Raw genomic sequence first — 12032 nt, forward strand, 5'->3', positions numbered from 1 at the left:
TTCGAATTTTCGTCCCCCTCCCGCCTCCCCCAAAATCGCCCCTGCGATTTTGGGGGAGGTGCAGGTGGGGGTAATCATCACTGCCTGCCATGTTTTGATTTTATCCCGAACTCACGTTAAATTATGTCGGGCGCCGACTCGCATTCACTTTCCCCAATTAGCGGGCTGAACTCTCGCAGATGATACCCTAGGCAGGGTAAACCAGATCAACACCGGCATGGTTTTCCAATTTTTCCGCCCCCAGGCCGGCTTGAAAAGCCATTAACCCATTCCACACAGCCGCCTGCAAACGGGCATCCCCTCTTTCTGCACCCGCTTCCCACCACCAGCCGCGAATCCGCAGCGTCTTTGTCCGCCGTTCCAGCGCCGCATCACAGCGGGCGATGAACTGATCGCCGCACAAAACCGGCAGGGTATATGCCCCAAATTGGCGGGTGGCAGCCGGCTTGTACACTTCCCAGACATAGTCGAACTTGAACAACCAGCGGATGACCTCACGCTGCCAGAGCAGGTTATCCAGCGGCGGCAGAAATAACACCCGATCTGGTGCAGTTTCTACTCCTCTACTTTCCTGCCAGGCCTGCCAGTCTTCTCGGCGCATGAACAGAATTTTGCCGGGCAGTTCCTCAATTTCAACGGCCACCAGCAGCCCCTTCGCGACCAAACGCCGCAAGGCAGCCAGTCGCTCGTTACTTTTCATGCCCAAAATGCCGCCCCACGCCTCACCAGCCGTCGGTGAAGCCAGCCCCATCCCGCCCACCCGTCGCAGCACATGCCAGTCGTGGTAGTCTTCCAGCCGCTCAAACGGCGGTTTTGCCGCATAAATTTGGGCAGGCAGCAAACGCTCGGTCAGGTCAAAATAGCGGCGGGTTCCCACGCGGTGATGAATGCCCAGTTCACCCATATTGTACAGGTTTTCCAGCGCCGCCCTTTCCACCCGCACCGGCACCCCCCACCAGCCATCCACCTGATCGCCCGATTGCAAGTCCAGTGAAGAAACCGCACCATGCCGGCGGATGCGATCCAGAACGTGGGGGTGAACCTGACTGACCTGCTCATGCGGCAGCCAGTGGTTTCGACGGTTTTCCTCCCGCCGCAAGCCAAAGAAGGGATAATCCTCTACCGGGTAAATGGACTGGACCTTATCCCAGCCATCCCACAACCGGCGTTCGCGGTACAACAGTTCTTCCAGCCAGTGCGGCTGATAATCCCGCACGCGCGCCTGCAAAACCAGATGCGGGCTCCACCCGACCACACTGACCGGATCAAACTGGACACAGCCAGCCCGTTGAAAGTAGGTCATGATCCCCGGCTTGCCCTCCAGCGTATGAGCCGGAAGCAGATATTGCTGCCAGAGCATAAAACGGCGCGCCTCACCGCGCGGCAGAATCATCTCGGCATCAAAATTCTTCAAAGCAGACACAGGCATCTTTCCACGAACAGGGATAACCCAATGATAACACATTTGTTCTAAAAATCAATCAAGATAAAAGCAATTTACTTCTGCGCCTCCCCCAATATTGCAGAAGCGATATTGGGGCAGGTGGGAGGCCGCCCATTTTGCTGCTCACCGCGGTTTGTTCTTATCCCGAACCCACACGTAATTTATCTGTCTTACCGGACCCGTAAAAATCAGCCTTCCGCAAGAATGCGCAAATTTCCACCCGGCAGCACCGGTACAGACGGAGGTCACTCCTGCGCCAGGCTCAGGCGCGGACGTTTGATCGGTCTGCGCACGCATAAACTCACCCCCACCACCAGCCGCAAAGCGGCTGCCAGCAGCAGGGTCGCCGCCATGCCAATCCAGCCGGCAATCAACGGGGCAAGCAGGCCGCACAGCAGCGCTGCCGCATTGTTGATCAGGTTGAACCATGCCAGATGCGAAGGACGGTCATCCGCCGGAATCCGTTCCAGCACAAAATTGATCAGGCCGCCCGCAATCCACGCCCAGCCGATACCGCCGATCAGCGAATGCGCCAGATAAATCCAGGGTTGAAAACTGTAGGTGAACATCACCAGGGTTAGCGTGACAATGATTAACCCCCAGCCGGTCAGGCGCTGAAAACCGAGGCGCTGCGAAAGCCGCCGGCTTTGCAGCGAGCCGACAAAATGCGCCACCCAAAACAACGCGCTGGCCTGACTGATGGTCACATCGCTCAATTGCAGCACATTGACTTGATACTTGGGCACGACCGGGCCAATCAGATAAACCCCCAGCTGATACACAAAAATCAGCACCAGCAGCCGCCCAAACGCCCCCCTCAGAACATCCAGCCGCAGGGATTGCAGACGCAGCGCCTTCAAGGGCGCTTTTTCGGCAGAACGCAGCTCATTTTTCAATCCGATGGTTTGCGGCTCAACCGCTGCAGGTTTTTCCGGCAGGCGCACCAGCCAGAGGTGCAGCGCGCTCATCATCGCTCCCACTGCCCCAATCGCAAACACAATCTGATAGCCGGTGGCGAATGGCATTCGATCAAGAATGACCCCCACCGCCAGCGCAGTGATCATGGTGGTTATGGAAAACAAGGCATTGCGCACCCCCGCCACCTGACCGCGCCATTCGGGCGGCACCGCCTCGGCAAAAAAGGCGTTGAAGGCAATCGCAATCAGCGTGCCGGGAATATTCATCAGCAGCGTGATCGCCAGAATGACCCACACCTGCGTACCGGCCGGCAGCAGCACCGGCAGGGGAATGAGCAGAAAGTAGAAGATGCGCATCGCCAGCGCCGACCAACGGGTCAGGCGCGCAATCGGTTTGCGTTCCAGCAGCCCACCCGCCGGAAAGGTGAACAACAGGTTCATCAGCGCCGGTGAAGCCGTGAGCAGCCCCAATTGAAAGGTACTCGCCCCCAGACGAGAAGCATATACCCCCAAAAAAACCAGAATACTGCCGTTGAGTAAACCCCACCAGGCAATATCAAGGTAAAGGTGCAAAAAATTACGCCGGAGTTCAACCGGCACCGGCTGGGCCGGGCTAAAAAGCCGTCGAATCAGGTTCATTTTACGCAGCCGATTATATCAGGGAGTATCCGAACTGCGCTCTACAATTTTGTTGGGCTGCCCCGCTCAAAACCGTCCGAGGCGGCATAACGGGCAACCGCACGCACCAGCCCCACCAACAGGTTGATGGTGCGTTCAATCATCACCGCATCCCCTTCAAACGGATCGCGTTCCGAAGCCTGCGGGCGGCGGCGCACCACCCGCAGGTAGGAATTCAGTTCAACCTGGACCGCCGGCACCCCCAGGAGCTGGGACACAAAGCGGGTGATGGTTTCCTGCCGGCTGCCGTTGCCGGCGGTGAAGGTGCAGTCCACATCCACCCGCGAAAGCCAGCCGCCCCCGGCGCGAAAACCGTGGCGGTACAGCAGCCGCAAAATCAGGCGGCGGTATTCGCGCGGCAGACTTTGCCCCTGCATCGTCCCCAGTGCAATGCCAAAATCGCGGTAGGCTGCGCAGCCGTGCAGGTCCACCACAAAGCGGATGTCATAGCGGCGGACGATTTGGGTAAGCGCCTGTTTATAGGGCACATCCGGGTAGTAATTCGGGTCGGTAGCCGATTTTCGCCATGCGTACAGCACGTATGCTCCGCTCAACTCCCCGCACAACCGCGCCAGCCCGGCGGTGAAATCATCCTCCTCTTTCAACCGCCCGTGACGGGTATGGGCTGCCCCATGCGGCGCAGAAACCAACACCGGCAGACTGCCCGCCTGAAAACGAAATTCCCCCTCTCCGCGCCGCGGCGGAGTTTTGTACTCCACCTCGCTTTCCAGCGCGACCAGCCGTTCCAGCCACCCGTCCATCCTGCAGTTCAGCCGATCTAAATCCGCCTAGACCCGCACATAACGGGCTGCCAGATGGTAGCGGCGGCGGGTCGGCACACCCCCGGCATCGCAAAACAGGCGCACACACAGGCTGGCTTCGTCCTCATCCTCGGCCTTCTGGAAAGCCTCTTTGCTCTGCCAGAATGAAATGATGTGCCACAGGGTCGGGTCGTCCTCGCTCTGCACCAGCGCGGATTCAACCAGGCCGCGCGGCGGGTGACGGGTGACTTTGTCTTGATAATCCTTCTGCAGGGTGGTCCAGTTTTCGTGGCTGACGTGACCGGAAAGAATGGTAACGTACATTTCAGCCTCCTTTCCCGGGCGGTGAGGTCTTCGCCTGATTTCATTATACAAAATCCGGCAAGGAAAAACCTTAATAAACGGGTTCTACGGCTCAACCCGCTCTATCTTAAGAGAATTTTCCCCTCACCCGCGATTATGTTCCCGACTGCCGGACGAACGCAGCCAGCTGATCCCCCCGCCAATGACTGCTCCAGCAAGAAGATAGATTAGCAAGGACAGTGGTGCCAGCATGACCGCCTGCGCCAGATCATCGGTCAACAGATTGACCGGAAACGCCATAAAGCCGATAACACCGTAAGCCGGCTGAGTGCAGTACCACGGCCATGGCGCGGGCGGATAGGCAATATAAAAGGGCAGGCACTGCCGGACGACCACCAGCACCCCCGCTAAGGCCAGCAGCCCCGCTCCAAACCCGACCAGCGCTCCCCGCCCGGCTGCCCGCAGAATGGGGGCGGCTGAACCGCCGACCGGTTCAGGGCTGCTGCCCTGTTGAGTTCGGTATGGTTGCATTGGACTTCAACCTTCAGCTTACCGCGCGCCGGATGAGCATCGCAATTTTTGCTTCTTCTGCTGCACTCAACTCTTTCAGCGCAAAAGCAGTCGGCCACATGGCGCCTTCATCGAGATTTGCCGCATCACTGAAGCCGAGGGTGGCGTAACGGGTGTTGAATTTTTGTGCGCTCTGGAAGAAACAAACCACTTTACCCTCTTTGGCGTAGGCGGGCATGCCGTACCACAATCTTGGTAACAGGTTCGGCGCGCTGGTCATGATGATTTCATGCAGCCGCGCGGCCATACTGCGTTCCGGCTCCGCCATCTCGGCGATCCTGGCGAGCACGGCATTTTCGCCTTCCACTTTATCCTGGCTTGCCCGCGCCATGGCTTTCAATTCACTGGCGCGCTCCTTCATCGCGGCGCGTTCTTCCGCGGTAAAACCTGTATCAGTTTCGCCGGATTTGCGCTCAGACGGATTCGCCTTACTTTTGCTCTGGCTCATTCGACTCTCCTTATTCTGAACAGACATATTATTTATAACACAATGGTCCAAAATACTGAGCCAACGCTTCGAGGAAGGATAGGTAAGGGCACAACACTGCCTGCCCCGTCTGATCATCCACTGCCAGAATCAGTTGATCACTTTGCTGGATTAATTTCAAGGGAGTAGCAGGTCCAGAGGTGCAAAGAAATTGATTGGCGTTCATTGTACCGCCACATGCGGAGGAAAATTACAAGACATTTACATCACAGATGCTGGTTATTCGGCGCTGATTCCAAAACCCCTTAATCTTATGGCCGTTTCCGGGGTGAATGACAGGCCCGGCGGGTTATTTGCCCAACCCATTCTCCTGATTCTGCAACACCCCCTCACTGCCCCAACAAAACAGCGCCCTCACCCGCGTGAAGGCGCTGTTCACAACCCGATTTCCTGTTTTACGCTTTTACCGCCGGCCTGAACTTATACCCGTAAATGATGATCCCCCGTTCGTTGCCGTCCGAGCGAATCTTGCGGGTGACCATTTCCACCGGCATGCCAATTTCCACCTCATCCGCATCCACATCGGTCAACTGCGCGGTGACCACCGGGCCCTCTTCCAGCTGCACCAGGGCCACCGTGTAAGGGGCAGTATCCTCAAACCCGGCCGGGGCTTCGGTCACATGGGTAAAGGAATAGATCGTGCCGCGCCCGCTAAAGGTAAAGGTCGTGCGCGCATCGTTGCCGCAGTGCGGGCACACATCGCGCGGCGGGAAAATTTTGCCTTCGCAGTGCGGGCAAATCTCGCCCTGCAAAGAATAGCGCTGTTTCTTCAATCGCCAGTGTCGCGGAATTTCCATGGTTTATTTCTCCTTCTACTTTGTAAATCAATCCAGCCTACAGTTTATCGGCTCAATCCTTTCAATTTCTATCAAGGATAGTCCAGATTCCTATCAAAACCTATCAGACCCTCACAACCGTTCCAGTACATGGGCAAATGCGGAAGAAGCCGGCCCGCCCAAATTGAGCGTCAGCGCCAGGCGCGCATCCGCAACCTGATTGGCGCCCGCTTCACCGCGCAGCTGCTGGGCGGCTTCGACGATCTGATACACGCCCACCGCCCCCAGCGGGTTGCCGCGTCCTTTCGATCCGCCCATCGTCATCACCGGCAGCCTGCCGTCCAGCCGCAGGTCGCCGTTTTGACCCAGCCGCCAGCCTTCGCCGCGTTCGGCAAAACCGGCTGCTTCCAGCCCCAGCACGGCATAAATGGAAAAGGCATCATCCAGTTCGAACAAATCCACCTCGCCCGGCAAAATACCGCCCATTTCGCAGGCGCGCTGAACGGCATAGCGGGCAGATTCAAATGCCAGCGGATCGGGGCGGTCGTGTAACGCCAGCGTATCAATCACCCCCGCCGAGCCGCGCACCCGCACCAGCGGGTGGCGGATGCCGGCCTGCTTTGCCTTTTCGGGGGTGGTCAGCAGCACGGCTGCCGCTCCGTCCGCATAGGACGCCAGATCGAACAAATTGAGCGGCTCGGCCAGTGGTTCGGCTTTCTCATAGGTTTCCTGCTGAATGGCTTTGCGGTACATGGCAAACGGATTGTTGACCGCGTTGGCGTGCGCCAGCACCGGGAACGCCCCAAACGCCGAACGGGGCGCGCCGTACTGATGCAGATAACGCTGCATCAGTAAACCGGCCTGGCCGGCCAGCGTCAACCCGACCATGGCCTCATAATCGGCATCCATCGAAAGCGCCACGGCTGCTTCCTGCTCGCTGCCAATTGCATCGGTGTACTTTTCCACACCCACCACCAGCGCCGCATCCACGTATCCGGAGGCCACCGCGATGAAGCCCATCTGAAAGGCCGCCCCGCCGGAAGCCTGCCCCGCTTCACAGGTGAACGCTTCCACGCCGGTCAGACCGGCGTTATCCGCCAGCAGGGTGCCCAGGTTGGACTGGTGCGAGGTTACAATCGCCAGATAGTTGCCCACGTAAAGCGCGTCGGGGGTCAGCCCGTTGGCATCCTGCCGGGCTGCTTTCATCGCCTGATAGGCCAGTGAGCGCAGAGAAATATCCCACAGCTCACCCACCCGAGTCTGACCGATACCGGCAATCACCACATCACGCATGGTCAGCCTCCTCAATCCGCCAGCTTGCCGCGCAGGCGGACGTACATGCCGTAGTCAATTTCGGTGCGTCGGGCAATGTAATCCTGGGTTTGCAGCGCCAGCCGCTGGCGTTCCACCAGCGCTTCGGTGGTGCGGAACAGGAAGGCATCCGAACCGGCGCCCGAACCGAACGAAACCACCAGAATGCGGTCACCCGGTTTGGCGCAGTCCAGCACGGCCGAAAGGCCGATCATCGCCGCGCCGGCATAAGTGTTACCAATCACCGGCGAAAGCAGGCCGGGTTGAATTTGCTCGGGAGTAAAACCGAGCATTTTGGCCACCCGCTGCGGGAACTTGGTATTGGGCTGGTGAAAGACCGCGTATTGAATGTCACCGGCCGTCAGACCCAAATCCTTCATCAGCTGCTTGCCGGCCTCGGTGATGTGCTTGAAGTAAGCCGGGTCACCGGTAAAGCGCTGCCCGTGTTCGGGGTAACGTTCATTGGCCCGCCGCCAGAAATCGGGTGTGTCGGTCACATACGAATAGGTGCCCTCCACGACCGCCAGCGCTTCTTCCGCCGGGCCGAGAATATAGGCTGCCCCGCCGGCCGCAGCGGTGTATTCCAGCGCATCCCCGGGGCGGCCCTGCGCCGTATCCATGCCGATGGCCAGCGCATAACGCCCCATGCCGGCGGCAACCATGGCAATCGCCGCCACCATCGCCTCGGTACCGGCTTTGCAGGCAAATTCCCAATCACCGGCCTGTACGCTGACCGGTGCGCCGATGGCTTCGGCGACCACCGTTGAGCTGGGTTTGACGGCATACGGGTGCGATTCAGAGCCGACCCACACCGCCCGAATTTCGTGGGCGTGAATGCGGGCGCGCGCCAGCGCATTGCGGGCGGCTTCGATGGACATGGTGATCACGTCCTCATCCGCGCCGGGTACCGATTTCTCCCGTACCGGGGCTTCGTCCTTGCCGCCCTTCCAGATGCGCGCCACCTCACGCGCCGGCAGGCGGTAGCGCGGCACATACGCCCCATAACCAATGATGCCAACCGGGCGGGCCGGGATGTGCGTCAGGGTTTGAGTTTCGGGTTTTTCCATAAAAACACTCCTTGTTGGTTACTTCTCTTTCCTTAGGAGAGGATGCAATCAGGCTTCCCCTTGAATTTCCTTCAAAATCTGCTCGGCGCGGTCAATGCGCACCACCTTTTCGCGTACCATTTGCTCTGCCACGCGGTTGACCAGTTCGCCGGTTGCGCCGGCGGCAATGGCTACCTGCCGCGCGTGCAGGGTCATGTGTCCGCGCTGGATGCCCTCGGTTGCCAGCGCGCGCAGCGCCGCCAGATTTTGCGCCAGCCCCACCGAAATGATGATCTCCGCCAGTTCGCCGGCCGTTTTAACGCCCATCAGGCGGATGGCCGCCTGAGCTGCCGGGTGAACGCGGGTTGCCCCGCCGACAATTCCCACCGCCATCGGCATTTCCAGCGTGCCGAGCAGGTTGCCCTGTTCATCCCTGCCCCACGTGCTCAGGCTGGTATAGCGTCCGCTGCGGGCGGCGTAGGCGTGGGCGCCGGCCTCGATGGCGCGCCAGTCGTTGGCGGTCGCCATCACCACCGCATCCACACCGTTCATGATGCCCTTGTTGTGGGTGGCAGCCCGGTAGGGATCGGCAGCGGCAAATGCCCACGCGGCAATGATGCCATCGCGCACCTGCTCGGCGCTGAAATTTTCGAAGGCCAGTTCTTCCAGCCGAATGGTCACCCGCGCCCGTGCCAGCCGGCGTTCGGCAAGGTTGGTCAGGATGCGCAAATGCACCCGTCCGCCGGTAATCCGCTCGACCAGCGGCGCCAGCCGCTCCAGTGCGGTATTGACCGCGTTGGCGCCCATCGCATCGCGCACATCATAAATCAGGTGCAGCACCAGAAAGCTGCCAATCGGCGATTCCTCGATGATGCGCACCTCTAAACCCCGCGGGCCGCCGCCCAAACCGGTCAACACCGGATCAATTTTCGCGGCTTCGGCCAGCAATTCATCGCGCTTTTCCAGCAGGCGCAGGCGGGCGGTTGGGGTATCGGCAACACCCAGAATTTGGATCTGCCCGATCATTTCCGGCGGGTCGGCCTGAGCAATGAAACCGCCGCCGGAACGCGCCAGTTTTGCCATGAAGGACGCACTGGCGACCACCGAAGGTTCCTCAATGACCATCGGCACCAGCACCTCACGCCCGTTGACGATGAAATAACGCGCAATTCCCAGCGGCAGCCCGTAAACACCAATCACATTTTCAATCATGTGATCGGCCTGTTCGAGGGTCAAACCGGCTGCACCGCTCAGCGCCTGCAGGTCGGCATCGCTCAGCTGAGCCTGCTTACCCACCCATTCCATTCGTTGGGCGGGGGGCAGGTCATAAAATTTTGCCCCACTTTTTTCAGGCATGCGTATACAATTCCTCCGGCGATCAAAAATGGACAGGTTTTTTAACCAAACCTACCGTATGTTACCCCCAAAGGTCACTCAAAATCTATCAAATTTTCAGAGAAAGATTATACAAAACTGAGACAAACTTTCTGCGCACCCCGCCGGTGGAAAAAGTGGACATTCTCACCAACCGCAGTTTTTCAATCAGGGTTGATGCGTGCCCGCGTTTTTTACTTTTTTTCGCTCCGGTTAAATCGTGAAAGTCGCGGTATCCTATTCCAATATTAAGTGCTATTATGATAATGTAAGTCTATATTATCAATGTTATACCTTCGTCAAGGTATAACACCTTTTCTCCAAAAGGAGGTTCTGTATGGTCGAAGAAAGCAGCAAGAACAAACAACGGACACTGCGTGTCCAGATCCGATTCCCGGATAAAACCGAAGGGGAAAAAACACCCCCTATCCGGGTCTATTTGTTTGACCGCCAGGGCAACCTGATCGACTCGCAGCCTTTCACCAAAGAAACCGTCAGCCTTCGCCTCCCTTCCGATCAAAATTATCGTCTGTATGTTGGCCCCGACCTGCTCGGCGAGGAAAAAATCTCCCCGCCGGACTTGCTGCAACAACTGGTCAAAGCCAAAGCCGTATTACAGGATGTCATCCCCGCTCTGCGCCCCTCCTTACTGGAAATTGCTATTTCCCGCGCCATCTATCTATGCTGGTGGAGGTATTGCGTAATTGTCCGCGGGAATGTGCGCAAACGATTCGCCTCAGGTAGTTACGCCACTATTTGCCAGGGAACCGTCAAAATCTACGAAGTGGATTTTCTCTGTTACCTGCAGCGGCTTCCCTTGCCGGAATTGGAGCGCCTGCGAGATGATTTGCTGGATCTGCTTCGCCGCCCGCCTTTCCCACCCCTGCCAGAACCGATTCCTTTTCCGTTTCCGGAGCCCAATCCGCCATTTCCTCCCATTCCACCCGGTCCGGGGCCGGATCCGGCTCCTTTTCGGCAGGCATTCCTGCTTCCCCGTCCGCAAGAAACCAGCAGTCCATCCATCACTTCCGCCGCACTTTCGGACATCAGTACCCGCCTTTCCATCCTAAAGGGTGAAGCACTGCAACGTTTCATCATCGAAAATAAAGTAACACTGGCGCCGTATTTGTGCATTGCCCTGCCGGATTTCTTTTACTGTTTACGCCTGCTGGCAGAGGTGCCCATCCAGTCCGACGGTTCTTTTTACAAAGAATTGTGCTTCTGGTGCCCATCCGACATTCCCGACCTGTACTTCCGCGTAACCCAGAATATCGGCGGTACCGAGCGGCTGATCTACAGCCCTCCCATCGGTTGTAACACCTACTGGAATTACAATGGTACGCCTTCCATCCAGATCACCGTAACCGACCCACAGTCCGTTGCCTGTTTGGAAGACCCCGACCGCCCCATCCCCGGTGATGAACTGTACGTCTGGCCGACCGCTATCGGCAATATTGACCTGCGCAACATTACCGACCTGGAAAACAACCCGCTGATCAGCACCTCGACTACCGGTCTGGTCAACGGCACAACCCCATGGGGTGGCACACTGGCTTTGCAAATGAACTTCGACCCGCGCCTGAAGACCCTCAGCAATGTGCGTTATTACCGTTGGTCCTACAAATTCGAGGGCGACGCCAACTTCACCCAAATTGATGCAACCGTCACGCACCGCTACATGACCATTACCTACTCGCCGCTCACCATTCACCTGAATCCGGTGGTGCTGGGGCCGAAAACCGTCAATGGCGTTACAAATCTTTATGAAGTGCCGGACCCCTCCCCGGGTGACGGCTGGGTCAACATCAACGATCCTTATGACCGCCCGTTTGCCTACTTTGACAGCACCGGCAACAAATTACCCCCCTTCACCTACAACGATGTGCTCCCGCGCCGCTCCGGCCTGGTCACCCTCTTGTTGGAAATGTTCGATGCCAGTGGTAATCTGGTGCCCTGTTCAAATTTGGGCGGCAGCGGGCCGTTTAAGTTTGTCCTGCCCGACCTCAGCACGCCCAACACCTACACCAGTGTGCTGACTTCCAACAACATCACCCCGCAGGGACAGTTGATGTTCCGCGTGCGGGTGGACAATGCCGATACGGTTGCCCAGCTGCAAAATGTACGCACCCCGCTCGGCACAGCCGATTCGTGCGGCTTTTTACGCTTCAACACCCTCAGCGATCTGGTTTCGGTGGAGTACGTTGCCCGCCACCCCAACAATTTCCTGACGTGGGGATTGGGCATTTCACGCGGTTTGTGCGGTGGTGTAGCCTCCGCTGGCGGTTCAACCAGCTCGCCGGCTTCACCGCCTCCTCCGCCGGCCACCTTCTCCAACACTGCCAGTCACCTGCTGCGTAATCTGGGC

At 58.2% G+C, this 12032-nt stretch carries 12 protein-coding genes; 1 reads left to right on the top strand and 11 read right to left on the bottom strand.

Annotated features, from left to right (window positions below):
• Nucleotides 1-187: 187 nt before the first annotated feature.
• The 11 genes from VAE48_RS12485 to VAE48_RS12535 form a co-directional block, all read right to left on the bottom strand.
• On the bottom strand, nucleotides 188-1423 hold the full coding sequence (locus VAE48_RS12485; RefSeq protein WP_322793658.1) for a DNA glycosylase AlkZ-like family protein: 1236 nt from the start codon (nucleotides 1421-1423) through the stop codon (nucleotides 188-190).
• 266 nt (nucleotides 1424-1689) lie between these two features.
• Entirely contained in the window at nucleotides 1690-3000 is a 1311-nt protein-coding gene (locus tag VAE48_RS12490) for an MFS transporter (protein ID WP_322793659.1), read from the bottom strand.
• 41 nt (nucleotides 3001-3041) lie between these two features.
• The gene (locus VAE48_RS12495) at nucleotides 3042-3800 is read right to left on the bottom strand and encodes a hypothetical protein (protein WP_322793660.1); all 759 of its coding nucleotides are present in this window, start codon (nucleotides 3798-3800) and stop codon (nucleotides 3042-3044) included.
• Between the two features lie 27 nt (nucleotides 3801-3827).
• Nucleotides 3828-4124 carry an antibiotic biosynthesis monooxygenase family protein gene (locus VAE48_RS12500; protein WP_322793661.1) on the bottom strand — a complete coding sequence of 99 codons (297 nt, stop codon included), beginning with the start codon at nucleotides 4122-4124 and terminating at the stop codon, nucleotides 3828-3830.
• 123 nt (nucleotides 4125-4247) lie between these two features.
• A complete protein-coding gene (locus VAE48_RS12505) occupies nucleotides 4248-4634 on the bottom strand; it encodes a hypothetical protein (protein ID WP_322793662.1) in 387 nt (128 codons plus the stop codon).
• 13 nt (nucleotides 4635-4647) lie between these two features.
• Nucleotides 4648-5121, bottom strand: coding sequence for a DUF1801 domain-containing protein (locus VAE48_RS12510; RefSeq protein ID WP_322793663.1), 474 nt, complete (start codon nucleotides 5119-5121; stop codon nucleotides 4648-4650).
• Between the two features lie 28 nt (nucleotides 5122-5149).
• Nucleotides 5150-5326 carry a hypothetical protein gene (locus VAE48_RS12515; RefSeq protein WP_322793664.1) on the bottom strand — a complete coding sequence of 59 codons (177 nt, stop codon included), beginning with the start codon at nucleotides 5324-5326 and terminating at the stop codon, nucleotides 5150-5152.
• A 229-nt stretch (nucleotides 5327-5555) separates the two neighbouring features.
• Nucleotides 5556-5957 carry a Zn-ribbon domain-containing OB-fold protein gene (locus VAE48_RS12520; protein WP_322793665.1) on the bottom strand — a complete coding sequence of 134 codons (402 nt, stop codon included), beginning with the start codon at nucleotides 5955-5957 and terminating at the stop codon, nucleotides 5556-5558.
• Nucleotides 5958-6068: 111 nt separating this feature from the next.
• Entirely contained in the window at nucleotides 6069-7229 is a 1161-nt protein-coding gene (locus tag VAE48_RS12525; protein WP_322793666.1) for a thiolase C-terminal domain-containing protein, read from the bottom strand.
• A gap of 11 nt (nucleotides 7230-7240) precedes the next feature.
• Entirely contained in the window at nucleotides 7241-8314 is a 1074-nt protein-coding gene (locus VAE48_RS12530; protein ID WP_322793667.1) for a hydroxymethylglutaryl-CoA synthase, read from the bottom strand.
• Between the two features lie 48 nt (nucleotides 8315-8362).
• Nucleotides 8363-9649, bottom strand: coding sequence for a hydroxymethylglutaryl-CoA reductase, degradative (locus tag VAE48_RS12535; RefSeq protein WP_322793668.1), 1287 nt, complete (start codon nucleotides 9647-9649; stop codon nucleotides 8363-8365).
• Between the two features lie 355 nt (nucleotides 9650-10004).
• Between VAE48_RS12535 and VAE48_RS12540 the strand changes: the two genes are divergently transcribed.
• The coding region (locus VAE48_RS12540) for a hypothetical protein (RefSeq protein ID WP_322793669.1) at nucleotides 10005-12032 on the top strand (2028 nt) is incomplete at its 3' end.

It is taken from the genome of Bellilinea sp., from assembly GCF_034432615.1.
In the GTDB taxonomy this organism is placed as follows: domain Bacteria; phylum Chloroflexota; class Anaerolineae; order Anaerolineales; family Anaerolineaceae; genus Bellilinea.

Excerpts from the sequence above, each read along its gene's own strand:
- VAE48_RS12525 (WP_322793666.1), bottom strand. The coding sequence starts at position 7,229 with ATGCGTGATGTGGTGATTGCCGGTATCGGTCAGACTCGGGTGGGTGAG.
- VAE48_RS12520 (WP_322793665.1), bottom strand. The coding sequence starts at position 5,957 with ATGGAAATTCCGCGACACTGGCGATTGAAGAAACAGCGCTATTCTTTG.
- VAE48_RS12505 (WP_322793662.1), bottom strand. The coding sequence starts at position 4,634 with ATGCAACCATACCGAACTCAACAGGGCAGCAGCCCTGAACCGGTCGGC.
- VAE48_RS12490 (WP_322793659.1), bottom strand. The coding sequence starts at position 3,000 with ATGAACCTGATTCGACGGCTTTTTAGCCCGGCCCAGCCGGTGCCGGTT.
- VAE48_RS12535 (WP_322793668.1), bottom strand. The coding sequence starts at position 9,649 with ATGCCTGAAAAAAGTGGGGCAAAATTTTATGACCTGCCCCCCGCCCAA.
- VAE48_RS12515 (WP_322793664.1), bottom strand. The coding sequence starts at position 5,326 with ATGAACGCCAATCAATTTCTTTGCACCTCTGGACCTGCTACTCCCTTG.
- VAE48_RS12500 (WP_322793661.1), bottom strand. The coding sequence starts at position 4,124 with ATGTACGTTACCATTCTTTCCGGTCACGTCAGCCACGAAAACTGGACC.
- VAE48_RS12510 (WP_322793663.1), bottom strand. The coding sequence starts at position 5,121 with ATGAGCCAGAGCAAAAGTAAGGCGAATCCGTCTGAGCGCAAATCCGGC.
- VAE48_RS12530 (WP_322793667.1), bottom strand. The coding sequence starts at position 8,314 with ATGGAAAAACCCGAAACTCAAACCCTGACGCACATCCCGGCCCGCCCG.
- VAE48_RS12495 (WP_322793660.1), bottom strand. The coding sequence starts at position 3,800 with ATGGACGGGTGGCTGGAACGGCTGGTCGCGCTGGAAAGCGAGGTGGAG.